The sequence below is a fragment of the Kaistella rhinocerotis genome (genome assembly GCF_030243905.1).
Taxonomy (GTDB): Bacteria; Bacteroidota; Bacteroidia; order Flavobacteriales; family Weeksellaceae; genus Kaistella; species Kaistella rhinocerotis.
Genome location: NZ_JASSYY010000001.1, coordinates 130265 through 154879, shown reverse-complemented (window position 1 = coordinate 154879; position 24615 = coordinate 130265). Strand labels below are relative to the sequence as shown.

Genomic DNA, 24615 nt, shown 5'->3' with positions numbered 1-24615 from the left:
TTGATTAAAAAATGACCTCAAATTTACCAATAATAAACCGACTAAAAAAACCACTTTCATTATAGAAAGTGGTTTTATTAAAAGCATCTATTTACTCCAGTTTATTTTGGTTTTGCTCACATCGGCAGAGTTGGTTCCGATCATGATCTCAAATTCCCCGGGTTCCCAATCGAACTTCAGTTCGTGATTGTAGAACTTCAAGTCCTCCGGCGTGATGGTGAATGTCACCGTTTTGCTTTCGCCTTTTTTCAGGAATGCTTTTTCGAAACCTTTAAGCTCCTTCACCGGTCTGGTGTTGCTTCCCACCAAGTCACGAATGTATAGCTGCACTACTTCGGAACCGTCATAGTTTCCGGTATTGCGCAGGTTTACACTTGCGGTGACAGAGGTGTCTCCTTTCGGATTGGTGTTTGAGACCTTCATATCCGAATAGCTGAATGTTGTATAACTGAGTCCGTAGCCGAACGGATACAGCGGTGTGTTGCATTCATCCATATAATTGGCGCGGAAACGCTCATATTCACATTTATCCACTTTCTCACTGTTCAGCGGACGGCCCGTATTTTTATGATTATAATAAATCGGAACCTGGCCTAAACTACGTGGAAAGGTTACCGGTAATTTTCCGGAAGGGTTCACTTTGCCGTAAAGAACGTCTGTGATCGCATGCCCGGCCTCAGTTCCCGGAAACCAAACATTTAATATGGCATCTGGAACCTCTTTTACATTGGTAAGCGCGAGTGGACGGCCAGTAAACAGCACCATTACAATTGGTTTGCCCGTTTTCTTTAGTTCCATCAACAGATCAACCTGAGATTTTGGAATATCAATTTCAGTTCTTGATGACGATTCACCGCTCATTTCGGCAGATTCCCCAATGGCCAGAACGATAACATCCGATTTTTTCGCAACTTCCACCGCTTCTTTTAAGATTACATCTGCTGGGCGGTTATCGCGGTCCGTCAGTTTGCCGTGTGCGGCGTAGATGTTCTCCAATTTTTCACTGTAATCGATATTCGCACCTTTTGCGGAGATAAACTTAGTATTCTTTCCAAAGTTTTCCTGCAGACCTTTCATTAAAGACACTGAATTTGAATGCTTTGCACCCACGCTCCAGGTTCCGGCCATATTCAGTGCATTATTAACCAACGGTCCGATTACTGCAACAGTTCCACCGGGTTTCAATGGTAAAACATTGTTTTCATTCTTCATTAAAACCACCGACTGTGCGGCCGCACTACGCGCGATTTCGCGGTTTTTGAGGCTATAGACTTCCTTTTCGGCAGCTTTAGGATCACCATATCGGTATGGATCATCGAAAAGACCTAAATCGTATTTCGCTTCCAGAACTCTTTTTGCAGCAAGATCGATTTCAGCCTGTGTGACTTTACCTTCCTGCAATGATTTCTTTAAAGTCGTCAGGAAACCTTCACCTACCATATCCATATCGATACCTGCCTTCAGTGCCAATGCCGAAACTTGTTGCAGGTCTCCCATTCCGTGATCGATCATCTCATTGATACCGGTGTAATCGCTTACCACGAAACCCTTGAAGCCCCATTGATTTCTCAGAACCTCAGTCTGCAGCCAGCGGTTGCCGGTCGCCGGTATGCCATCTACTTCGTTGAAGGAAGCCATCACTGTTCCTACACCTGCATCTACCGCAGCTTTGTAAGGTGGAAAATATTCATTGAACATGCGCACATGGCTCATGTCAACGGTATTGTAGTCCATTCCGGCTTCACCGGCTCCGTAGAGTGCGAAGTGTTTTACACATGCCAGGATGGTATTTTTAAGCGATAAATCTTTGCCCTGATAACCGTAAACCATCGCTTTCGCAATCTCACTTCCGAGGTAAGGATCTTCACCTGAACCTTCCGAAATACGACCCCATCGTGGTTCACGTGAAATGTCAGTCATGGGAGAGAATGTCCACGAAATACCGTCCGATGTAGCTTCACTAGCTGCAACACGCGCCGTCTGCTGAATCAGGTTCATGTCCCAGGAGGCGGCAAGACCCAGTGGAATCGGGAACGTGGTTTCATAGCCGTGGATCACGTCCATACCGAAAATCAAAGGTATTTTCAGACGGCTTTTCTCTACCGCCACTTTCTGTACCGCCCGTATCTTCTCAGCACCTTTGATATTAAAAAGTCCGCCTACCGAACCTTCTTCTATCTTCTTGCCGATGTTGGAATTTTGGGCCTGACCTGTGGTGAAGTCGCCGGCACTCGGTAAATTGAGCTGTCCAATCTTTTCATCCAGCGTCATTTTGGCTAAAAGCGAATTGACGAAAGCCTCCTTTTTGGTTTTATATTGCTGCGTTTGGTAAGACTGTACCGGTTTCGAGACGGTTTCCTGCGCCGAGACCACGTGCGAGAGTGCCAGCGCCGCTACTAAAACTAATTTTTTCATAATATAACAATTTACTTTTTCTTGCTTTGAGCGAGCATCCACTCATAAAGTTTAGGATCCGAATAGGTAGAATCCCAGGAGTTGTGATTATCATCCGGGAATAGAATAAGTTCCACATTCTTATTGGTTTTCCTTATTTCCTGATAAATTTCGATTGAATTCATCGGTGAAACAATATCGTCATTGGCACCGTGATAGATTTTCATGGGCAATTCTGAATACTGCGCCGCGCGAACCTTCATCAGTCGGTCAACCGGCGGACAGACAGGCACCACGGCCGAAAAGACTTCCGGATGCTCCATGGCTAATTTCAAAGTTCCCCAACCGCCCATCGAAAGGCCGGTAAGGATGATTTTCGAGTCATCTATCCTGTATTTCTGCTGGATTTCTTTGATCAGATAGAAGATCGCTTCCGTGTCCCACCACTCGCCGGCCTGGCACTGTGGCGCAAGGATAGCGACGGGCTCAGGAATCAGATTTTTATACTGAAACGGACCGTTCACTTTCACTTTTTCAAGGTCGTTTCCCCTTTCTCCAGAGCCATGCAGGAAAACCATGAGCGGCACTTTGCCTTTAGCGTTGGCGGGATAATCTAAAATGTACGATATCTGTTTGGTTTTACTTATTTCCTTATTCAGCGAACTTTTGATTTCCTGCGAATGTAGATTGCCAAAAATCAGCAGCAAACTCAGCGGGAATAATATTTTAAATTTTTTCATGTAATTCAGATATTTTAACATTAATATTTAATCGATTCCAGGCTTAAACTTCTTATTAAAAGATGTCCCCTAGCCCCGATTGCAGTGGAAATCCTTTTTATTTTTTCCGGAAGGAAAAATAAAAAGATTGCAACGGAAAGCGGGAAATAGCTCCAAAAAAAACCTTTCGAACCGAACCAAAGCTTCTAAAACCCGTACTTAGTCGATTTGAAATCCAATTTCTTCAGTCCGGCTTTAATTTCCGGTGCGTTCATAAATAGTTTCCAGATCAGACCCGTGCGGTAATTCTCGATCATCGGCGCAATAGTACCCTGATCGATGGCCAGATAACGCGGCGTAAACCAGTCGTCAAAATGCACCGAAGTGGCATCATAAGGCCCCGCAGACCCGATGAAATGGGGTTTTTCTTCATATAAAAAGCGCAATACGTTCATCGATTCTTTGGGTGTGTACGGGAAACTGCTCAGTGCAGCGGTAGGCGTGATGACGCCATTATCTTCTTTCGGATTGTGCGCACGATAACCTACCGTACCATCAGGATTTCTTGTATAACTCGCCGTGAAGCCCCAATAATTGCTACCGTAACCCTTGAAATTCTTAGGATTTTCAAGGCTGTAATTGTACTGAATGAGCGCGTGATTACGGTTCAGATCGAAGTAGTTTTTCACCAAACGGTCCGAAAGGCCCGTAGGATCCAACCCAAGATATGAATATTGCGACCAGAAGAGTGGCCCGCCGTATTCTTCGGCACCATTGTGCTTCACGTAAAGCGGCAAACCATACTTCTCGCGGTCTGTGGCGTATGTTCCGTTGCGCGTCCAGCCCTGATAGAAGGTTTCGGCATCGATTGGATACGTAGGCGACGAAGCGGCCAGAATATACGTTACCAGCGTTTCATCGTAACCCTGAAGTTTGTGGTTCATTTCCCAACCGTTGACCGGCGACCAATGCCAATAAAGCACTTTTTCGCCGCCTTTTGTGTACCAGTTCCACTCCACTCCTTTCCAAAGTTCGTCCATTTTTTTGGCTAACGCTTTTTCTTCGGCGTTGCCATTTTTAAAATATTCCCGGACGGTGATGATGCCTTCCACTAAAAAAGCGGTTTCCACAATGTCGCCACCATTGTCTTTTTTGCCAAATGACACCGTTTTCCCGGTTTCACCATCAAGCCAATGTGGCCAGGCACCGTGGTGGCGGTCAGCCTTTGCAAGGAAATCGGCGATGTGCGTAAGTCTTTTCACCGCTTCTTTTCTCGCAATGAAACCGCGTTCTACGCCGACAATGATTGTCATCAATCCGAAGCCTGAGCCACCTGTTGTCACAACATTCGCGTCATTTCTCGGATAAAAATCTTCGTGATAGCGTTCGCGCCCCATTAGGGAATTAGGTTCCGCAAAATCCCAGAAAAACTTCAGTGTTTCACGCTGAACTTTATCCATTAGCTGTTCATCTGTAAGCTTTTGCGTAACCGAAGCGGTATCAGCCGTTGCAGCACTGCCGCACGACAGCAAAACAGCAGAAGACAAAGCGATACCAGTGAAAAATTTAAACATTTTTAATTTTTTATTTATTTAAGTTAAAAACCGTGTTGGGTGGAATGAAAGCCAAGCTTCACTAATCCCTGCCTAACGTCGGGAGCATTCATAAATAAATTCCAGAGGAATGAGGTCCTTGCATTCTCAATCATGGGTGACATGGGTCCCTGATCAATAGCGAGATATCGTGGCGTGAGCCAGTTATGATGAACCGAATAGGCATCGTAAGGTCCCGCGATACCGATGTATTTTGGATTTTCATTATACAGGAAACGGAGATAATCCATACTTTCTGTGGGTGTGTACGGAAAACTGGAAATGGCGGCAGTAGGCGAAATCACTCCCAAATCATTACCCGGCTGATGAGCAGCATAGCCAGTGGTACCATCTGCATTCCGCGAATAGCTTGCGGTGAGCCCCCAATTTTTAGCGGAATATCCGTTCCAGTTTTTGGGATTTGCGACGGCATACTGATGCATGATCTTTGCATGGTTGGCAGTTGCTGCGCCATAATTTACAAATTCATCCGTCAGACCGCGCGGATCAAGACCGATGAAACTGTAATGCGAGAAGAACATCGGGCCCACGGTCTGGCCAGCGCCATTATGATTTACAATGAGCGGGATTCCGTATTGGGAACCGGCACTTTTTATTGCACCGCCTCTTGCCCAACCCTGTGTGTAGACTTCTTTTGAAATGGAAAAATCGGGTGATGCAGCAGCCAGAATATAAGTGATCAGTGTCTCGTCAAAGCCCTGCAATCTGTGGTTCATCTGCCAGCTATAGTCTGGAGACCAGTGCCAATAGAGGACATTTTCACCTTTGGTGTACCAGTTCCACTCTACTCCTTTCCAAAGATTGTCAGCCTTTTGAGCTAAAGCGAGTTCGGCGCTGTCTGCTGATGTTTTAAAATATTCACGGACACATATTAATCCCTGTACCAGAAATGCTGTTTCGACAAGATCTCCGCCATTATCCATGGTACTGAATGGGATTACCTGGCCGTTACTTCCATTGAGCCAATGTGGCCAGGCGCCATGAAACCGGTCCGCATTTTCCAGGAAGGTCAGTGCTGTGGTGAGACGCGAGACAGCTTCGTTACGCGGGATATGTCCATTTTTTATTCCCACCAATATATTCATTAAACCAAAACCCGACCCGCCCGTGCTGATGACGCCCGCATCCATACCCGGATTGTCGGTATGATAGCGTTCGCGTGCAAGCTTTGAATTCGGCTCAGCGAAATCCCAGAAATATTTAAGGGTTTCTTTTTGAACCATGTCGATAATCTGAACATCGGTGTATGTAGCAGGTTTTGGTGGATCAATGGGTGGTTCGGGCGCAGATGGCGTACGCTCATTAGAACAACTGCCATAACTGAAAAGTATGGCAGTTGCTAAAGAAAAACTTAATATACGGTTAAATTTCATTTACTTTTTCTTGGTGAATAAAGTCTGAACCTCGGTGGCGGTAAGCGCAGAAGAATACATTCTAAACTGATCTATACCACCGACGAAAGAATTCTTGAGCCAGTCATCGCCATTATTTGCGATTTCCGTCGCGGTGAATTCTTGTGGTCCTGCGCCAATCTTCAGTGCGGTAATTTTGGAAGGTTCAAGAACGATGTTTCCGTGGTTTGCCCATTCAGATTTAAACGAATGAGGCTGTCCATCCACATAAAGTGTCATTACAGATGTTGAGCCATCATACACAAAAGCCAGATGATGCCACTGTCCGTTATAGAGTCCGTTCACAGCATTGGCGCCCACCCATTCGAACCATTTTTCGCCGGTTTTATCCTTGACGAAAAATTTTACCACCGGACCTGAAACCGGACCTTCTGTCAATAAAAACATAGAACCTCCGGACCAATGATAGTCGGATGCAGCGGGCATACTGAAGATATGGTCTGTTCGCTGCTGATTTTTCTGCATCCAAACTGATACGGTGAAACTTCCGGCAGTCTGTGCGAAATCGTTTGCGCTGGTGTACTTGATGTATTTATACTTTTCGCCCTGCACACCTTTCGCAGATATACCGTCAATAGAGGTCAGCGGATTGTCAGACGGAAATTTGGCTTTTATGCTGTCTACGGCATTCATCAGCGGGTTGCTCGAAGTACCATCAAAAGCAACATAAAATTTTAGCGGACCGCCAGGTAGAGCGGCGTCCTTCGGATAATTTCCGAGTTCAGGACGATCCAGATCCTGACACGAAAAGACAAAAAGTGCCATCGCGCAGGCTCCGATTATATTGATAATTTTATTTTTCATGACTTTAAATTAATAATTAGGATTTTGAACAAGGATTCCCTGACTCTTGTCTATGGCACTTTGAGGAATCGGGAAATACATATTACGCGGAGCGTAGCCTAAACCTGCCAGGACGGTGGTAGCATCACCCCATCGCACCAGGTCATAGAACCTTTCAGATTCCATCGCAAATTCAATCCTTCTTTCATGCTTGATTGCATCCCTCATTGTTCCCTGGTTAAGTGCCGTAGTAGCAGGCAGACCGGCTCTGCTGCGGATCATGTTGACATAAGTAGTAGCCGTGGCTATCTGTCCCATTTCGTTTGCAGCTTCTGCAGCCATCAGCAATACATCAGCGTATCTGATCAGCTTGATATTTTCCCAATGGTTTTTGTTCTCCGCAAACTGTGTTCTTTCGGCCGGCAAAGTATACGCTTTTCCGTTCCAGTATTGCTGCGCCAATGGCGGGGAAGCAGGAAGCACAAGATTTGGGGTATCATAGATATCAGGTCCACCGGATACCAAAATGGTTGTTTTTTTGCGTTTGTCACCCGGTTCGTAAGCCGCTACCAAACCTTCAGAGGGTACGTTGAAGCCCCAGCCAAGATCCCAAACTCCGGAACCGCGAACGCCTTGGCTTTCGTAATAGTTGTTGGAATATTTGGTAGGGTTGCTATAATTTTTCTGCACTTCAAAGATTGACTCTGTAGAATTATTCCCGGCTTTTGTAAACTCGGCATCGTAGGAAGGATTCAGCGTGTATGCACCAGAATTGATAACTTCCATTGAATGCTCAAGTGCTTTCGGATAATTGTTCTGAAGCAAATAGGTCTTGGCCAAAAGTGCATTCGCCATTCCTTTTGTGGCGCGGCCACGGTACGCAGCAGGCCACTGAACAGGTAAAAGTTCGCGGGCAGCCATCAGGTCGCTGATTATTTGGGCTTCTACCTGCGCAATTGTATTTTTCGGTGCGATCTCGTCTTCAGGAGAAGTGATCAGTTTAAGATTTACAGGAACTTCGCCGAAATCACGTCTAAGCTGGAAAAAGGCATAAGCACGGATGGCTTTGGCTTCTGCAATATTCACCAATGTACCGGTGGTGGCATCTGTGAGGGCTTCACCTTTTGTTATGAGGTCATTCGCATCATAAATAAGTCTGTAAGGTCCGTTCCAGGCGTTTGCAATGTGTCCGTTCGTGGCTACGTATGCAAAATTATTAAAGACATTGCCGTCGGTAGACGCATCAGACGCTGTACTTCCCTTCTCATTATCATCTGCACGTATGCTGTGTGTCCACAAATAGGAAAAATCGCTGAGGCCACTGTTGGTTCTCAAACTCGCATAAAGACCAAATGCGCTAGCTTCCAAACCACCAATAGGCACCTCATCGCCGGTAGGACGGCCTTCAGGTCTCAGATCAAGCCAGTCTTCCGTGCAACTCTGGAACGAGAAGCTTGCGGCAGATAACGCTCCAAGAAAGAGCAGGTTTTTAAAAGATATTATTTTCATTGTTTTTATTTTAAAAAGTTGCATTTATACCAAATGTGGCAATTCGCGGGTTAGGATACCCTGCACCGTTGATCCCAAATGAAGTTGCGCTACCGCCGGCTTCAGGGGTAAAACCGTTTACATTGTCCCAAGTTTTTAGGTTTTGTACGTTGACGTACACTTTCAGTGCTTCCAAACTTAAACCTGCAATAAGGTTTTTATTAAAGTTATACCCGAGCTGTACGTTACGGATTCTGAAAAAGCTTCCATCTTCAATCATATACGAGGAGTTTTCACGGTTATATCCAGATGCGGTATAGCTGCGCGGCTCCCAGTTTGAAGTTCCCGGTCCTGTCCACCGGTCAGCGCGTTCTGCTCTATAATTGAACGGTGCAAATGAACTTCCATTGCCCCAGGTTCTGAAAACCTCATTTCCATAAACGCCGTAGAAATCTGCGTCAACAAAAAAGCCCTTGTAGTCTGCACCCAGCGTGAAGCCGTAAGTGAAATCCGGTGTTGGGTCGCCAATCACTGTTCTGTCATCAGGTGTAATCTTACCATCACCGTTTACATCACGGTATTTAAAATCGCCCGGAGCTACATCGCCTATGGTTGATGCTGGCGATCCTAAGATCTCAGCATAGGACTGGAAAATGCCTTCTACATCATAGCCATAAAAAGCACCGATCGGTGTCCCCACCTGATAGATTGCCGGGCCATAGTATCCGATATATCCTTCGCCCCGAGTTTCCAAAACCTTTGTTTTGGTCGTAGTAAGGTTCGCATTGGCGTACCAGGTGAAATCATCTGTAACATTATCTTTCCAGCCTGCGGTAAATTCAAAACCTTTTGCCTGTATTGCGCCTGAATTCAGGAAAAAATCAGGATTACCTTCTACAAGGTTGAGTAGATCGTACGTTTCTTTGTTGTAATAGGTTGCATCAAATGACAGTTTTCTGTCAAATAGTTGAGACTCGAAGCCAAATTCGTAGGACTTCACGTGCTCCCAGCCTATTCCCAGACCCGGACGCCACGCGAAACTCAGTGCCGGATAAACACTGTCACCGAAAACTCCGGTAGCCCCTGGCACATATGGCGGATATGCAAAGTAGTTGTAGGGTACATATTGGTTTCCTAAATCGCCATAAGATCCTTTTAATTTTAAATAATTAATGACCGGATTTTCTCTAAGGAATTCTTCACGCGAAACCTCCCAACCAGCACCTACAGACCAGAACCAATCGAATTTCTTGCCCGCTGCGAGTGCAGATGACCCGTCATAGCGCAGCGATGCGTTTAGCAGATATTTGCTGTCATAATTGTACAGCACGCGGCCGAGGTAAGATGCGGTTCGGAGTCTTGATTGCTCACTATTCACCGAGCGCGTGTTGGTGTCTCCATAATCTGTTCCTAAATACCAAAAACGCGGGTCATTTGGGATTTGTCCAAGCGGCCCGGAAAGGCTACTGCGAACGGAACCATTCATCCCTGTGAGATTGTCATCCGTAGTTTCGAAACCCAGCAATGCCGTCAAATCATGTTTTCCAAACTCATTTTTGTAAGTTAATAACTGACTTTGTTGGAAAACAAGATTGCGTCTTTCAAACTGATTTACACTTGTAAGAAGTTGTCCTGAGTAAGGTGCAATTGTATTCGTTTCCGGAATATAAATATCGAAGATCGGGCTGTAACCACGTCCATAATTACTTCGGTAGTTCACAAAATAATTAGAGCGGAACGTAAAATTTCTCAGGAAATCAAACTCCAGATATGCATTTGGGTTAAACTGGATGTCGCGGTTGAGCTGCGTATACTGCGTCGCTTCTATTGCCGCTAATGGGTTGCCGATTTGCGGCCCACCAATCTGCTGTGGCAAAGAGTTGTAATAGCCATAGAACTCACCTGCCGTCATATTTCGCGGCGTCACTACCGGAGTGGCATTCAGTGCGCTGCCGAAACTTCTTAGCTGCGGTAATTTTGAGTAAGAACCGTTCAGGCCAATTCCCGCACGCAAACGGTCAGATATTTTCAGGTCATCATTAAATTTGAATGTGAGACGCTGGTATTTTTCATATTTGATGGAACCATCCTCATCATGATAACCGAATGAGAAACTTACACGGTTCTTTTCGCTTCCATTAGAGATTGTCACGTTATGCTGGTTAATGATCCCACCCTTTTGCGCTATTTCATCGATCCAATTCGTATTCCCGTTAAAGAGCGAAAAATCGTAAGGCTGTAAACCCTGGTATGCTAAATCTTCATTGAAAAGTGTACGGAAAAGGTCTCCATCAGCCAAATCGGGCCGGTTGTCCAATGATTTCACACCAAGCGATGACGTAAGTGTGACACTGGTTCTGCCCGAACGACCTCTTTTGGTCGTCACGATGATCGCTCCGTTCGCGCCTCTGTTACCGAAAATGGCGAGTGATGACGGATCTTTGAGGATTTCCATCGATTCAATATCTGCTGGGTTCAGGAAATCGATATTATTAGCGAAAACACCATCTACAATGTATACAGGCTGCGTTTGGTTGATGGTCACCGTACCGCGGATCCGAACATCGGCCTGCGATCCCGGCTGACCGGAGTTTACAACCGAAAGACCAGCTACTTTCCCCTGTAATGAGTTTACCGGGTTCGAAGCCGGCTTATCATTGATCTCCGCACCAGACACTTTCACGATGGATCCGGTGAGATCCCGCTTTTTGGCGGTACCGTACCCGATCACCACTACTTCCTCAATTTTTTGTTCCCGACTGCTGGAGTCCCGCGGTGTTTCCTGCGCGCTTACATTCATGCCGAAATAAAAAACAGCGATCATGCAAGGAAACTTTAAGATGTTGTGTTTCATATAATTATTAATTTATTTTTCTCTTTAGAAGCGCTTTCGCCTTATGTTCACTCAAAGTTAAAAATTATTTTTAAACGTTAAAAAAATATTAATTTCAATTTGTTCCGCAGAGACACAAACTCCATTTGGCTTAATATTTGAAAATCAGCTCAATTATCATTAAATTTTAAAGTAATGAACAGAAATACGATTTTAGTTGCCACCATGGCCGTTGCCACACTAGGCACTACTACACAATCTTGCCTGGCACTTGCCACTTCAAGTGTAGGATTAGCAGTTTTGAAACAGATATTATTGGGCGGAATCACAAAAGGCCTCAATATCTTCAGTGATAAAGACAGTTTTTTGGCGAATCAGCTCATTGATGCTGCGCTTCCCCAGCAACTTAAAGACCTCAACAGTACCCTGCAAAAATTGGGGCTTAACAGCCTTGTTCAAAAGGAGAAAGAATATATCGCAAGAGCCGCAGCTTTTACCGTGGAAACTTCAAAACCTATTTTGGTGAATGCCGTGAACAGTCTTACTGCCGATGATGCCGCAAGAATCATCCAGGGTGGCAGCGGCGCAGCAACGCAAATCTTGAGGGAACGTACATCTGAACAGTTGATGGCAGCCATTGCGCCAAAAGTAGATGCTAAGCTTAATGAGTTTGGCTTGGTAAGTTCATTAAATTCAGCACTTTCCGGAACGAATCTCTTAGGCGGTCTTTTTGGAAACCAGAATTCTACAAGTTCTGTGACTGGAGGCCTGAGCCGTTTTGCTTCGCAGCAAATGGTGAATGGGTTGTTTAATATTATTGAAAACCACGAGAAGCAAAACCAAACTGCGATTCTCAATTCGCTTACCTCAGTAAAATAGTCATCAAATATTTCATAAATTTACATTCCGGCTGGTCCGGAATTTTTTTTAAACTTAAAAGAAGATGTCATGATTAATATTTCGGAACCACATGAGAACATCAATCCCGACGATTTTTATGCTTCACTGAAAGAAAAGCTGGAGGCCACGCACAATTTCCCCGAAGACTATCTGTTCAAATTTATACTTACCAACGAAGATTCGCGGCATACCGAGATTTACAGAATTTTCGACGGGATAAAATTCACGCTCAATACCCGTGAAAGCAAAAACGGAAAATACAGCGCCATAAGCATCAGCGCATTTGTGCTCGATGCCGATCAGGTGATCCGGATATACAAGGAAGTTGGGCAAATTCCGGGTGTAATGATGCTTTAAATAATTTCAGTAAACCCTCCAGATGAACATTTTAATCACCGGCGGAAGCGGACTGATTGGCCAATCGCTCACGAATGTGCTTCGTGGCCGGAATCATAATGTGCGCATCTTATCACGCCAGGAAAGCAGTAAGCCCGATGTATTTCAGTGGAATCCCGCAGAAAATCACATCGATGACGGGGCGTTTGAAAATCTAGATTCAATAATACATCTCGCCGGCGCCAGCATCAGCAAACCTTGGACTGCAAAATATCGAAAAGAGCTGTATGAAAGTCGGATTTCCACAGCCGCGCTACTTAAAAAATACTGCGAGCGCCTGAACGTCCGTCTTACATCTTTTATCTCAGCATCCGGTGTCAACTACTACGGCACTTTTACTTCAGACCGCATTTTAACGGAAGATGACGGCGTCATCAAAAAAGACTTTCTTGCAAAGCTCTGTGAAGACTGGGAAGCCGCTGCATACGAGTTTGCAGATATTTCAGACCGCGTTGTGTGTGTTAGAACTGCGATGGTTTTGGCTAAAAACGCTGGCGCATTCCAACTATTAAAAAAAAGTGTTGATTATTATGCCGGCGCTGCCACGGGTTCCGGACAGCAGTGGATGAACTGGATCCATCTGGAAGATTTGGTGAATCTGTACGTTTTCGCAGTTGAAAACAAGGTGGTTTCCGGCAACTTCAATGCGGTTGCTGATGATACTGTTCGAGCCAAAGATTTTACGAAAAGCCTGGCCGGCGCGGCAAAAAAACCATTTTTACCATTTAATGTTCCGTCATGGACGCTGAAATTTGCGCTGGGCGAAATGAGTTCGATCATTCTGGAAGGTTCAAGGGTAAGCAACAAAAAAATCAAATCGCTGGGATTTGATTTTAAATTTTCTACGTTAGAAAAAGCTTTCAAAGATTTGGTCTGAGAATCAAGATTCTAACCGTTATTCAATAAACAAACGTACATTTTCAATAGGGCGACCGAGCATCGCCACAGGTCCTTTGATGAGAATGGGTCTTTGGATCAGTGACGGATTTTCAACTAAAATTTTAATCCATTCCTCTTCAGAAAGTTCCTGCCCTTCAAACTTTTCATGGAATAAAGGATCGTTCTTGCGGATAATTGCATGCACATCGGCATTCATTTTTTTCAGAACAGTTTTAAGTTCTGTTTCGCTCAGCGGGTTTTGTATGATGTCAATAATTTCAAAAGCCACATTATTTTCATCAAGATGCTCAAGGATCGCGCGGGATTTCGAGCATGAATTGTTGTGAAGCACTTTGATCATTGGAAGTAAGATTTAATATTAAATTTAAAAAAGGCCGTGCAGCTCTGTTTCTATCTTTTCGAGGATATAGCCAAAATCTTCCGGTCTTTCAACAAAATCCAGATCATCAACTTCGATGACCAGAAGTTTCCCCTCTTTGTAACCGGATATCCATTTCTCGTACTTTTGGTTAAGTTTTGCCAAATATTCTATCGAGATCGACGCTTCATAGTCACGTCCGCGTTTATAGATTTTCTTTACAAGATTCGGAACATCAGACTTTAAATAAATCAAGAGATCCGGTGCCGATACAAAACTTTTCATTAGATCAAAGATAGCCGAATAGTTGTTGAAATCGCGGTCTGTAAGGAGTTCCATATCATTGAGATTTTCCGCGAAGATATGCGCATCTTCATAGATCGTTCTGTCTTGAACGATGTTTTTTCCGCTGTCGCGAATTTCTTTCACCTGGCGGAAACGGCTTCCTAAAAAATAGATCTGCAGCGCAAAGCTCCATTTGCTCATATCGGCGTAAAAATCTTCGAGATAAGGATTGTGATCTACATCCTCGAATTGTGCATGCCAGCCGTAATGTTTTGCAAGCATGGTAGTTAGCGTAGTTTTTCCGGCGCCAATGTTTCCTGTAACCGCGATGTGCATAAAAAAATTTTAGATGGTTGAAGAGGGCTGCGGCACAGTTTTTTTGGCTGTGGCAAGCTTATTTTTTAATCGGGTAAAGATAAAGTTTGTTATCCTTGATTTCAAAGAAAGCGTTGCTGTTTTTATCCACAAAATCTGCAGTGTCACTCTCAAAAACCACTTTGAAAGAATTATTCTCCAAACCTAAAATACTGTTTTTCGTCACTAATGATATCTGCGAGTTTTCACGCAACAGTCTGCGCGGATTACTTACCGGGATTTCCTGTATTTCCCCTGATTTAAATTTAAAGATACTTAATGCGTTACGATGTAATATATAAGCGACATCTTCGTAAACCAAGAGATCCAAAATCAAATCAAAATCTGCCTTGAAAGGAAACGAAGCAATCACATAATCGTCGCGAAAATTATACAGAATCAAATTTTTCGAGCTTTCATCCAGCAACCAAATCTGTTGCAGATCTTCGGCGTACGCCATTTTCACGAAACCGAATCTCGGCGTAAACTCCACCGTCTGAACAAGATTGAGATTTTGGTCATAAAAGCGAAGTTCCTGCGCATTTTCCGAAAACGCGGGAATGCTGAGCGGATTCTGTACAGACTGGATTTTGAACGGCAGCGTAAACATCAGCTTTCCGAGCTGATTTCCGGCCGGGCTGTACTTCGTAAAGCTGAAATCAGCCTTTTTGTAGATATAAATATTGCCGTAATCGTCTGCAAATAAATCCGAAATATTTTCAAACGCGAAAGGTTTTTCGTTAAAAATCTCTTGCGCCGAAACTTGCGAAAAGAGCGAAAGCAATATGAAATAAAAGGTTTTCATTTTCGCTCTGCGTGTATTAGTTTTTAATGACTACTTCGTAGATCTTATCCCAATTTTTTCCCGTCACAAGCATATTTTCGCCCTTGAAAGCGATTCCGTTCAAGACATCGTCTTCATTGGTGGTATGTTTTTTCGCGATTTCCGTAAAATCAAATTTACCCACCACTTCCCCGTTCGCGGGATTGATTTTTAAAATGATCGGTTTCTGCCAAACATTTGCGTAGATGAAACCCTTGTGGAATTCAAGTTCGTTCAGCCTGTCGTAAGCTTCGGTATGTCCCGCTACAGAAATAAATCTGTCAATTACTGAAGGATTGTTCGGCTGCAGGAAATAGATATTCTTCGTACCGTCTGAAAGTATCAGGTTTTTACCGTCGTACGTAAGTCCCCAACCCTCGCCAACCACATTCGGATAGGCAAATTCACCGATAAGGCTCAGGTCACTTTTGTTATAAATGAAGCCTTTTTTGTGCATCCACGTCAACTGGTAAATCTTGTCACCCACGATAGCCGCGCCTTCAGAGAAAATTTCCGCAGGTTGCGGTGTAGAGACAATCGGCGTGGTACTGCCAAGGCTGTATTTAATAATTCTGGACGAACCTTTTTGGCCGTCCGACTCATAGATCGTGTTTCCTTCAAGCAAAAATCCCTGCACAAAATTGGCCGGATCATGCGGATACTCTTTTATTATCTCGTAGCTAAGCTGAACTTCGGGATTTTTAGCAAAAACGTTGATGGTAGCATCCTGCGTGATGATCTCACCGTTCTTCTTTTTGATATTGAATGTCACCGCGTTGTCGCCGAGCGTGAAAAAATTCGGGTCCACGAAAAGTTTGGAAGTTTCTTTGTCGCCAAAACTTATTGAGATACTTTCCGCGTTTTCGGTCACTTCTGCGGGCAAATTCAGCGCGTCACCGAAATGGTAACCTTTGCTTTCCATAGACAGGTTATAATCGTTCAGCGTGTTTAGGATTTCCTTATCCTTATTACATGCGGTGAAAAACAAAAATGCCAGCATCAGCAGCAAAAAGCGATTATTCATTGAAATATTTTTTTCAAAAATACTTAAATTTTATTACTTCCGAAGCTATGTAAGATTAGCTGAAGCACATTGCCGAATTATTTATCTTTGCTTTTCTACAGCCAAAAAAATGAAAAAACCTTTCTTACCACTAATTTTTATTTCTGCGATGTCATTAGCCCAAAACTTCACGCGGCAGGATACTTTAAAAGGTTCAAACACCAGATTCCGCGATTTCTGGGATGTGAAAAAATATGAACTTTCTGTAGAAGCAGATTTTGCAAGCCAAAGCGTTGCGGGCCAGAACAGGATAATTTTCGAAATCACAAAAGATGTTGTAAATCCTGTTTTTCAAATCGACCTGCAGCAGCCTATGACTTATAAGATTGTAGATTCCAGCACCAAACTCTGTACTTCAAGACGTGAAGGCGATTTTATATTTGTAGAAACCAATAAATCTTACAAAAAAGGCGAAGTGCATTCATTTACTTTTGAATTTTCCGGAAACCCTGTTGTGGCGAAAAATGCACCTTGGGACGGCGGTTGGGTCTTCAAAAAAGACGAAAGCGGAAACCCATTCGTCAGTGTGGCTCAGGAAGGGATTGGCACTTCGGTTTGGTTGCCGGTAAAAGATATCTGGAGTGACGAGCCGGATAACGGAATCTTAATGAAAATCATAACGCCAAGAGATTTAACAGGCGTCGGAAACGGAAGGCTGATTTCACAAACCACCGAAAAAAACAAAAACATCTTTGTGTGGGAGGTTAAGAACCCCATCAATGCGTACAGTATCGTGCCGAGCATTGGTAAATATGTCAATTTTAAAGAAACTTACAACGGAGAGAAAGGTCAGCTCGACCTTGATTATTGGGTGCTTGATTATAATTTAGACAAGGCAAAAAAGCAGTTTCAGCAGGTAAAACCGATGATGCAGGCCTTTGAATATTGGTTTGGTCCTTATCCGTTTTACGAAGATTCTTACAAATTGGTTGAAACGCCTTACCTCGGTATGGAGCATCAGAGCAATGTGGCGTACGGCAACCGGTACGAAAATGGCTATCTCGGGCGTGACCTCTCCGGAACGGGCGTAGGTTTGAACTGGGATTTCATCATCATCCACGAAACAGGACACGAATGGTTCGCGAACAACATCACCGCGAGAGACCAGGCGGATATGTGGGTTCACGAAGGTTTCACCAGTTATTCCGAAACGCTCTTTACCGAAAAATATATGGACAAAGCTTCAGGTGAAATTTACGTGCAGGGAATTCGGGGCAACATAGAAAATGACATCCCAATCATCGGAAAATACGGTGTGCGGAATGAAGGCAGCGGTGATATGTATTACAAAGGCGCAAATATGCTGCATATGATTCGCCAGGTGATTAGTGATGATGAAAAATTCCGACATATACTTCGGGGCCTGAACAGAGATTTTGGTCTGCAGACGGTCACTACGAAGCAGGTTGAGGATTATATCACAACAAAATCCGGCATCGATTTTTCCACCGTTTTTGATCAGTATCTGCGTACCACAAAAATTCCGGCACTGGAATATTCTCAAAACGGTAAAACGCTGAAATTTAGATATGTAAATACAGTAAAAGGCTTAAAACTCCCAATTAGAATCAGTGAAAGCCAAACCATAATACCTACAGATCAATGGCAGACTGTTCAGCTTAAAAGCGCCGAAACCGTGCAGTGGAACCGAAATTATTATGTGGAATATTTAGACGTAAAGCCTTAGAGCGGATTTACACGTTTCTAATGGAAATCCGGAACGTTGTTCCCTTCCCGATTTCGGTATGCACTATTTTTATATCGCCGCGGTGGTATTCCTTTATTACCCTTTTGGCCAAAGAAAGACCTAAGCCCCAGCCGCGCTTTTTCGTAGAATATCCGGCTTTAAACGCATTGCTGGCCTGGAAGTTTGTCATTCCGGAACCGCTGTCTTTGAAATCGATGACAATAGATTTGCTCTTTTCGTAGAGTTCGATCTCCAGCCTTCCCTCGCCTTTCATTGCATCTACGGCATTTTTTACGAGGTTCTCGATAACCCAGCTCAGCAAGATTCGGTTATGCGGAATCAGAACTTCGTGCGGCGGAAGAATCAGCATAAACCGCACTTTAGTAGAAATCCTCGATTTTAAATAGTCGAAATTTTGCTGCAGCGTTTCATTGATATTGAGATCGTTGAGTTCCGGCACCGAACCGATTTTTGAAAACCTTTCGGAAATGGTCTTCAGACGGTTGATGTCGTTTTCAATTTCGCGCACTCCTTCGCTTTCTTCATTTTCCATCCGCAGAATCTCGATCCAACCGATCATCGAGGAGAGAGGCGTACCGATCTGGTGAGCGGTTTCCTTCGCCAATCCTGCCCAAACATAGCCTTCGTCGGTTTTCTTGATGGTGCGCAGAAACCAAAAGGAGAAGGAAATATACGCAATTATCAAAAGTCCAAGGATATACGGCGAGTAACGGAGATTATTGAGAAGGTTGGAGTTCATGTAGAAAACATACTGGTTGTTCCCGTCCGGCATCTGCAGCTCGATCGGTCTGTAAGATTTCTCCATTTTACTCAGCAGCTGCTGCATTTTCTGCGGGCTTTCCAGTACATTTTGAGGAATATTCTTTTGGAAATCGGGACCGATGGGTTTCTTGTTCTTATCGGTAACGATCACGGGTATCGTATTGTTTGTCTTGCTGATCTGCAGCAACAGGTCCAGCGTCATCGGATCTTCGATAATCTCTTCCTGTTGGTATTTCATCGCAGTGGCGAACAGTTCGATCCGCTTTATCTCCTCTTTGCGCAGGTAATCGATAAGGATTACGGAGGCCACGACGACACCTGTCACAGCGAGCGTTAAAAGGATATAGATGACCCAATTATTAATTTTTGAAAGGAAGCTTCTGCGTTTCATGCTGGTTTTCTACTTTAAAATATTCAGCACTTTATACAACGCATCGCTGCTGTTCGCACCCTGATAATTATTGATGATGATTGCGAAAACATAGTTTTTGCCGTCTTTGGAAGTATAATAACCCGCAAAAGACTTGGTGTTTTTCATGGTGCCGCTTTTCATCTTCATCCCGTTGCCCTGTGTGGGAAAACCTTCGAAAAAATCATTGAACCAGGGCTGCTTTTTGCTCCATAGCAACGCCTGCACTTCGGCTCTGGCCGACACATAGTTTTGAGGAGAAAGTCCGCTGCCGTCGGCAAAATTGATCATCGAAGTGTTGATACCTTTGGCTTTCCAGAAGTCTTTGAGAAAAGTTATTCCCGCATCAAAACTTCCTTCATTCTTTTTTTCCCTGCCAAGTGTCTTTATTAAATTTTCGCCGTATAAATTCACACTTTTACGCATAAACCAATAGATAATCTTGTCGAGTGTGGGCGATTTATATTCCAAAATCTTCTTACTACCCTGCGTTGGCTGCGATGTTTCTCCATTGAGTCGCTGCATCGACGCCGACTGAATATTTCCAGTGAACGTAACACCCGAATCTTTAAACCACGCTGCGATTTCTGTTCCTAATGTTAATGGCGGATTAGGCATCGAACCCGAAACTGTAATACGTCTTGCAGGCAGTACTCCGTTGATGTGCGCTGCTTCTGAAAACGGTGCTGTATAAATGAGACTTTGGTCAGACGAGCCGCCTGTTTTCAGGTCATTAATCCATTTTACACCGGGCAGTTCCACATTTACACCATTCATTTGTTTACCGGTCATATCCAGATCAAACTGGTTTTCGCGCCAGTTTACTCCCCACACGCCGGCTCCATAATAGTTGCCGATATCATTCCACGGCCAGCCGCCAGGCACCGTTTGAAAATCAAAATATGAATCGTCTATATAGAGATCACCTGTGATCTTTTGGATACCATTTTCTTTTAGTGCTGCGAGCAATTTGGCCTTGAAGTTTTGCGGTTTATAGCCGTCATAGCGCCAGCTTCCCAACGTGGGATCGCCATTTGAACTGATGATCAGAGTTCCGTCCAGCGTGTTTCCGTTTATTGCGCCTGTATGTAAAACCGTAGTCGTGTATTGATAATCTGAACCTAAAGTTTCGAGCGCCGCCGCCGCAGTGAAAATCTTTTGTGTGGAAGCTGAGGAAAGCCCTTTATTACCCTGATATTCGTACACCAAATTACCTGATTCATCACTTACAAAAAATGAAAGGTTTGCAGAGTACGCCGGCGAACTCGCCATAAGATCTGCTGTTGCCTGCTGTAATTTTTGTGCGGTCCCTTGTCCGAATGTAAAACTGCAGCTTAAAAGAGCTATTGCAAGTAGTTTGTGCATATTTTTGAAACATTTTCTGTTCAAATATATTAATAATTATGCGCCTACATGTCTCAACCAGAACTCTTAAAGTTTTAATGTAAATGCTTGCACATCTGCTAAAATTTTTGTAAAATTTGTATGAAAATCTTAAAAATTTATCGTTATGGCCTCAATTATTACGGGCTTGTTCAAAAGCCAAACCCAGGCACGCAAGATTTCCGAAGACTTAGAGCAGGCAGGTTTCGCGAGCGAAGACTTCATAATCTATCTTCAGGATAAAAATGTGAGCAAAGAAGTGAAAACCTCTATCTGGCAGTCTTTCTTTCGCGACCAGACCAAACTTGAAGACGACAGCCTCGTAGTGAGCGTCCGTGTGCGTACACTGGAATGCGAACAGAAAACGTATAGAATTTTTGAAGCGAATGGCGTAATTCGCAGCCATTTTTTCGAAAATATCAGATTCCGGGATGCCATGTCACTGCAGTTCCTGAAGCGGATCGTTTCACTTCGGGCAAAATCGCAGATTGCCAGAACACCGGAAGTGCGACATCACGAAAAGGCAAATGGCATGAATGCGGAAGTGACATTCGGCAAGACCTGAGAAATTCCACTAAAATCTGTTTCCGATGAGACGGATTTTTTTATTTAATTTCCCTATTTTCGTTACCTAAAGCACTTTCTTAAATGGTTTATGATCTAGAACAGGAAAATAAGGAAATCCTTGCGCGCTATAAAGATTTGATCTCGAATACTTACCGCACGCTGGATGAGGAGAACAATAAACTCATCCGGAAGGCTTTTGATATTGCGCTGGATGCGCACAAAGACCAGCGCCGGAAAACGGGCGAGCCGTACATCTATCACCCCATCGAAGTGGCGAAAATCGTGGCGAACGAGATCGGCCTGGGTGCGACATCCATCGCGTGTGCGCTTCTGCACGATGTTGTAGAAGATTCAGATTATACCTATGAGGATCTGAAAAAGCTTTTCGGAGCCAAAATCGCCGGAATTGTCAATGGTTTGACGAAAATTTCGGTAATGAACCATCAGAACATTTCCATACAGTCTGAGAATTACCGTAAACTTTTGCTCACACTTTCCGAGGACTTCCGTGTGATACTGATCAAAATTGCTGACAGGCTGCACAACATGCGTACCTTGGAAAGCATGACGCCGGAAAAGCAGAAAAAAATCGCTTCCGAAACGGTTTACATCTATGCGCCTTTGGCGCACCGTCTCGGACTCTACAATATCAAGTCTGAACTTGAAGATCTTTCGCTTAAATTCAACAATCCTGAGGTTTATTTTGACATTTCCGAACGCCTGGAACTTGCAAAGGAAAGCCGCGAAAAATACATCGAAGAATTTAAAAAAGAAGTTTCAGAACAGCTGGAAGCTGAAGGATTAAAAACTTCAATCAAAGGCCGAGCAAAAGCGATTTCTTCCATTTACCGGAAAATGCTGAAACAGGGTGTCACTTTCGATGAAGTGTATGATAACTACGCGATACGCATCATTTACCGTTCTGATGCGAAGAATGAAAAATTCCTGGCCTGGAAGATTTACTCCGTTGTTACCGACCTCTATCACAGCAATCCACAGCGGATGCGCGACTGGATCACACGTCCCCGGTCCACTGGTTATGAGAGTCTGCATCTTACGGTTTTAGGTCCGGACAAAAAATGGATTGAAGTGCAGATCCGGTCCGAAAGGATGGACGATATCGCCGAAAAAGGCGTAGCTGCCCATTATAAATACAAAGAAGGCTTCCGCCAGAATACGGATGAGAAAAACTTTGAGAAATGGGTACGTGAAATACGTGAAGTGCTGGAAAATCAACAGGCGCTTAGCACCACAGAACTGCTGGATAACATAAAACTCAATCTATATTCGAAGGAAGTTTTTGTTTTCACGCCAAAAGGTGAGATCAAAATCCTACCAATCGGTTCTACCGCGCTCGATTTCGCCTTCTCAGTCCATTCAGACCTCGGCACGAAATGTCTCGGGGCTAAAGTGAACGGTAAACTGGTGCCCATCTCGTACGTGTTGCAGAACGGCGACCAGGTTGACATCCTGTCTTCCCAAAATCAAAAACCGAAGCCCGACTGGCTGGATTTCGTGGTGACTTCCAAAGCCAAATCGAAAATCAAGGCGATTCTGAATTCAGAGAAAAACCATTTGTCTGAGGAAGGGAAAGAAATCCTGCAGCGAAAAATGCGTCATGCAAAGCTGAATTTTAATGATGAAGAAATCAATAAAATGCAGAAATTCTTCAACCTTAAAACTTCACAGGACCTTTTCCTGAGCTTCCAAAACGGGTCACTTGACATTAGCGACATCAAAAAATACACGGAAGGCAAGGGAATTTTCAGCAATATCATTCAGCGTTTCCGCAAGTCGCCAAGTAAAAACGAAGTTTTCACGGAACATCCGGAATCTAATCTTGATATGATTGTTTTCGGAAAGGATGAAGAAAAACTGAACTATACTTTTTCTAAATGCTGCACGGTAATCCCGGGCGATAAAATTTTCGGTTTCATCACTATTTCCGAAGGAATCAAAGTGCATAATGACAATTGTCCCAACGCCATAAACCTCCGTGCACAGTACGATTACCGCGTACTTCCCGCCAAGTGGGTAAATGAAGAAAGCTTCAAAAACCGAATCAAAATAGAGATTGAAGGTCTGGACCGAATGGGGATGATCAACGATATCACCGCGGTCATCTCAAACTCAATGAACATGGACATGAAGAGCATGTCAATAGAATCAAACAACGGTATTTTCCTGGGCAACATCAATCTTGAGGTCCGTAACAAAAGTCAACTGGAAGAAACTTTCAAACAACTTAAAAACATAAATGGCGTATCACGCGTCCGAAGGTTATAAATATTTTCTAATTTATGCTGATTACCACGTATTTCAAAAAATTTCTACACAGTTCGCAGTCATCAGGCATCTTGTTGATTTTCTGCGTTGCCCTTTCTTTAGTTATTGCGAACTCTGCTCTCGCTGAAGGTTTTCAGCATATATTGGATAAAAATATCGGTACAGACCTGTTTGGCCTGCGGTATCCGCTGAGTATTTGGGTGAATGATGGTCTAATGGCTGTCTTCTTCCTGCTTGTCGGGCTCGAGATAAAGCGGGAGATCGTAGAAGGCGAACTTTCAAATTTTAAGAACGCGTCACTTCCCATTGTGGCCGCGCTTGGCGGAATGATAGTGCCTGCGGCGATCTATTTCTTCTTTAATCAGGACACGGAATATGCAAAAGGATGGGCAATACCGATGGCCACCGACATCGCATTTTCTCTGGCTATTCTTTCACTGCTGGGGAAACGCGTTCCGCTTTCGTTAAAGATATTTTTGGCGGCATTGGCCATCGTAGATGATCTGGGTGCCATCGTCGTTATAGCGGTTTTTTACACTGAACAGATCCACTGGATGTATCTGTTGTGGAGCGCGCTGATGGTTTTGGTGTTGGTTCTGCTTAATTTCTTTAAATTCCAAAAACACGTATTTTATGTAGTTCCGGGTATCTTGCTTTGGTACTTCATGCACCATTCCGGGATTCATGCAACTATCGCCGGGGTTCTGCTTGCATTTACCATTCCTACAAATGTATCCGACACCGAAATCTCACCTTTGGAAAAACTCGAACAGAAGCTTCACTTACCGGTGAATTTTATCGTGATGCCGCTTTTCGCGCTCGCCAATACCAACATTACATTCAAGGACGGCATGGTAGACGGTCTTTTCGGATCATTAGGTTACGGCATTATCTTAGGACTTATTTTGGGGAAGGTAGTCGGGATCAATCTGTTCTCCTGGATTTTTATCAAGCTGAAAATCAGTTCGCTGCCAGATAAAAGCAACTGGACTCAGATGGTTGGAACGGGACTTTTAGCCGGAATCGGTTTTACAATGTCGATCTTCATCGCGCTGCTGTCATTCAAAGGACATCCGGAAATTCAGGATGAAGCCAAATTTGCGATTCTTGTAGCTTCCTTAATCGCAGGTGCAAGCGGATTTTTACTGCTAAAAGCTTCAGCGAAATCAGTTTCGTAAC

General features: G+C 44.0%; 20 protein-coding genes. 7 read left to right on the top strand and 13 right to left on the bottom strand.

The genetic code is table 11. The features are described from left to right. Positions 1-87: 87 nt before the first annotated feature. From bglX to QEP06_RS00675, 7 genes are all read right to left on the bottom strand, one after another. Positions 88-2415, bottom strand: coding sequence for a beta-glucosidase BglX (bglX, locus tag QEP06_RS00705; RefSeq protein WP_285268640.1), 2328 nt, complete (start codon positions 2413-2415; stop codon positions 88-90). An 11-nt stretch (positions 2416-2426) separates the two neighbouring features. After that, entirely contained in the window at positions 2427-3134 is a 708-nt protein-coding gene (locus QEP06_RS00700) for a carboxylesterase family protein (RefSeq protein ID WP_285268639.1), read from the bottom strand. 185 nt (positions 3135-3319) lie between these two features. Next, positions 3320-4687, bottom strand: coding sequence for a glucoamylase family protein (locus QEP06_RS00695; RefSeq protein WP_285268638.1), 1368 nt, complete (start codon positions 4685-4687; stop codon positions 3320-3322). A gap of 23 nt (positions 4688-4710) precedes the next feature. After that, entirely contained in the window at positions 4711-6099 is a 1389-nt protein-coding gene (locus QEP06_RS00690; protein ID WP_285268637.1) for a glucoamylase family protein, read from the bottom strand. Further along, positions 6100-6942, bottom strand: coding sequence for a LamG domain-containing protein (locus QEP06_RS00685; protein WP_285268636.1), 843 nt, complete (start codon positions 6940-6942; stop codon positions 6100-6102). A gap of 9 nt (positions 6943-6951) precedes the next feature. Beyond that, positions 6952-8430: a RagB/SusD family nutrient uptake outer membrane protein gene (locus tag QEP06_RS00680; protein ID WP_285268635.1), complete on the bottom strand. Its 1479-nt coding sequence runs from the start codon at positions 8428-8430 to the stop codon at positions 6952-6954. 10 nt (positions 8431-8440) lie between these two features. After that, on the bottom strand, positions 8441-11263 hold the full coding sequence (locus tag QEP06_RS00675) for a SusC/RagA family TonB-linked outer membrane protein (protein ID WP_285268634.1): 2823 nt from the start codon (positions 11261-11263) through the stop codon (positions 8441-8443). A 174-nt stretch (positions 11264-11437) separates the two neighbouring features. On the opposite strand from QEP06_RS00675, the gene QEP06_RS00670 reads away from it, so the two are divergent. From QEP06_RS00670 to QEP06_RS00660, 3 genes are all read left to right on the top strand, one after another. After that, the gene (locus QEP06_RS00670) at positions 11438-12121 is read left to right on the top strand and encodes a DUF4197 family protein (RefSeq protein WP_251833575.1); all 684 of its coding nucleotides are present in this window, start codon (positions 11438-11440) and stop codon (positions 12119-12121) included. 69 nt (positions 12122-12190) lie between these two features. Next, the gene (locus tag QEP06_RS00665; RefSeq protein WP_251833576.1) at positions 12191-12499 is read left to right on the top strand and encodes a DUF493 domain-containing protein; all 309 of its coding nucleotides are present in this window, start codon (positions 12191-12193) and stop codon (positions 12497-12499) included. A 22-nt stretch (positions 12500-12521) separates the two neighbouring features. Next, complete coding sequence (locus QEP06_RS00660; RefSeq protein WP_285268633.1) at positions 12522-13415, top strand: TIGR01777 family oxidoreductase; 894 nt, start codon at positions 12522-12524, stop codon at positions 13413-13415. A gap of 18 nt (positions 13416-13433) precedes the next feature. On the opposite strand, the gene QEP06_RS00655 is transcribed toward QEP06_RS00660, so the two are convergent. From QEP06_RS00655 to QEP06_RS00640, 4 genes are read right to left on the bottom strand one after another with little or no spacing between them, the layout of a single operon-like run. After that, the gene (locus QEP06_RS00655; RefSeq protein WP_285268632.1) at positions 13434-13778 is read right to left on the bottom strand and encodes an arsenate reductase family protein; all 345 of its coding nucleotides are present in this window, start codon (positions 13776-13778) and stop codon (positions 13434-13436) included. A gap of 24 nt (positions 13779-13802) precedes the next feature. Continuing rightward, a complete protein-coding gene (locus QEP06_RS00650; RefSeq protein ID WP_251833579.1) occupies positions 13803-14417 on the bottom strand; it encodes a deoxynucleoside kinase in 615 nt (204 codons plus the stop codon). 58 nt (positions 14418-14475) lie between these two features. Then, on the bottom strand, positions 14476-15240 hold the full coding sequence (locus QEP06_RS00645; RefSeq protein WP_285268631.1) for a hypothetical protein: 765 nt from the start codon (positions 15238-15240) through the stop codon (positions 14476-14478). Between the two features lie 16 nt (positions 15241-15256). Next, positions 15257-16282, bottom strand: a complete 1026-nt coding sequence (locus QEP06_RS00640) for a glutaminyl-peptide cyclotransferase (RefSeq protein ID WP_285268630.1) — start codon at positions 16280-16282, stop codon at positions 15257-15259. A 109-nt stretch (positions 16283-16391) separates the two neighbouring features. On the opposite strand from QEP06_RS00640, the gene QEP06_RS00635 reads away from it, so the two are divergent. Beyond that, the gene (locus QEP06_RS00635) at positions 16392-18008 is read left to right on the top strand and encodes a M1 family metallopeptidase (RefSeq protein ID WP_285268629.1); all 1617 of its coding nucleotides are present in this window, start codon (positions 16392-16394) and stop codon (positions 18006-18008) included. A 7-nt stretch (positions 18009-18015) separates the two neighbouring features. On the opposite strand, the gene QEP06_RS00630 is transcribed toward QEP06_RS00635, so the two are convergent. Further along, positions 18016-19182 carry a sensor histidine kinase gene (locus tag QEP06_RS00630; RefSeq protein WP_251833583.1) on the bottom strand — a complete coding sequence of 389 codons (1167 nt, stop codon included), beginning with the start codon at positions 19180-19182 and terminating at the stop codon, positions 18016-18018. A 9-nt stretch (positions 19183-19191) separates the two neighbouring features. Next, positions 19192-20565: a D-alanyl-D-alanine carboxypeptidase/D-alanyl-D-alanine endopeptidase gene (dacB, locus tag QEP06_RS00625; protein WP_285268628.1), complete on the bottom strand. Its 1374-nt coding sequence runs from the start codon at positions 20563-20565 to the stop codon at positions 19192-19194. A gap of 145 nt (positions 20566-20710) precedes the next feature. Between dacB and QEP06_RS00620 the strand changes: the two genes are divergently transcribed. From QEP06_RS00620 to nhaA, 3 genes are all read left to right on the top strand, one after another. Beyond that, the gene (locus tag QEP06_RS00620) at positions 20711-21148 is read left to right on the top strand and encodes a hypothetical protein (protein WP_285268627.1); all 438 of its coding nucleotides are present in this window, start codon (positions 20711-20713) and stop codon (positions 21146-21148) included. 83 nt (positions 21149-21231) lie between these two features. After that, positions 21232-23436 (top strand): RelA/SpoT family protein, encoded by a 2205-nt coding sequence (locus QEP06_RS00615; RefSeq protein ID WP_285268626.1) that lies wholly within the window; start codon positions 21232-21234, stop codon positions 23434-23436. A 14-nt stretch (positions 23437-23450) separates the two neighbouring features. Continuing rightward, positions 23451-24614, top strand: a complete 1164-nt coding sequence (gene nhaA / locus QEP06_RS00610) for a Na+/H+ antiporter NhaA (RefSeq protein WP_285268625.1) — start codon at positions 23451-23453, stop codon at positions 24612-24614. The last annotated feature ends 1 nt before the right edge of the window (position 24615 follow it).

Bases quoted from the DNA above. Each gene is read 5' to 3' on its own strand.
- QEP06_RS00630 (WP_251833583.1), bottom strand. From the start codon at position 19,182: ATGAAACGCAGAAGCTTCCTTTCAAAAATTAATAATTGGGTCATCTAT.
- QEP06_RS00640 (WP_285268630.1), bottom strand. From the start codon at position 16,282: ATGAATAATCGCTTTTTGCTGCTGATGCTGGCATTTTTGTTTTTCACC.
- dacB (WP_285268628.1), bottom strand. From the start codon at position 20,565: ATGCACAAACTACTTGCAATAGCTCTTTTAAGCTGCAGTTTTACATTC.
- QEP06_RS00660 (WP_285268633.1), top strand. From the start codon at position 12,522: ATGAACATTTTAATCACCGGCGGAAGCGGACTGATTGGCCAATCGCTC.
- QEP06_RS00655 (WP_285268632.1), bottom strand. From the start codon at position 13,778: ATGATCAAAGTGCTTCACAACAATTCATGCTCGAAATCCCGCGCGATC.
- QEP06_RS00620 (WP_285268627.1), top strand. From the start codon at position 20,711: ATGGCCTCAATTATTACGGGCTTGTTCAAAAGCCAAACCCAGGCACGC.
- QEP06_RS00695 (WP_285268638.1), bottom strand. From the start codon at position 4,687: ATGTTTAAATTTTTCACTGGTATCGCTTTGTCTTCTGCTGTTTTGCTG.
- QEP06_RS00645 (WP_285268631.1), bottom strand. From the start codon at position 15,240: ATGAAAACCTTTTATTTCATATTGCTTTCGCTCTTTTCGCAAGTTTCG.
- QEP06_RS00685 (WP_285268636.1), bottom strand. From the start codon at position 6,942: ATGAAAAATAAAATTATCAATATAATCGGAGCCTGCGCGATGGCACTT.
- QEP06_RS00635 (WP_285268629.1), top strand. From the start codon at position 16,392: ATGAAAAAACCTTTCTTACCACTAATTTTTATTTCTGCGATGTCATTA.
- QEP06_RS00665 (WP_251833576.1), top strand. From the start codon at position 12,191: ATGATTAATATTTCGGAACCACATGAGAACATCAATCCCGACGATTTT.
- nhaA (WP_285268625.1), top strand. From the start codon at position 23,451: ATGCTGATTACCACGTATTTCAAAAAATTTCTACACAGTTCGCAGTCA.
- QEP06_RS00670 (WP_251833575.1), top strand. From the start codon at position 11,438: ATGAACAGAAATACGATTTTAGTTGCCACCATGGCCGTTGCCACACTA.
- bglX (WP_285268640.1), bottom strand. From the start codon at position 2,415: ATGAAAAAATTAGTTTTAGTAGCGGCGCTGGCACTCTCGCACGTGGTC.
- QEP06_RS00615 (WP_285268626.1), top strand. From the start codon at position 21,232: ATGGTTTATGATCTAGAACAGGAAAATAAGGAAATCCTTGCGCGCTAT.
- QEP06_RS00680 (WP_285268635.1), bottom strand. From the start codon at position 8,430: ATGAAAATAATATCTTTTAAAAACCTGCTCTTTCTTGGAGCGTTATCT.
- QEP06_RS00690 (WP_285268637.1), bottom strand. From the start codon at position 6,099: ATGAAATTTAACCGTATATTAAGTTTTTCTTTAGCAACTGCCATACTT.
- QEP06_RS00675 (WP_285268634.1), bottom strand. From the start codon at position 11,263: ATGAAACACAACATCTTAAAGTTTCCTTGCATGATCGCTGTTTTTTAT.
- QEP06_RS00700 (WP_285268639.1), bottom strand. From the start codon at position 3,134: ATGAAAAAATTTAAAATATTATTCCCGCTGAGTTTGCTGCTGATTTTT.
- QEP06_RS00650 (WP_251833579.1), bottom strand. From the start codon at position 14,417: ATGCACATCGCGGTTACAGGAAACATTGGCGCCGGAAAAACTACGCTA.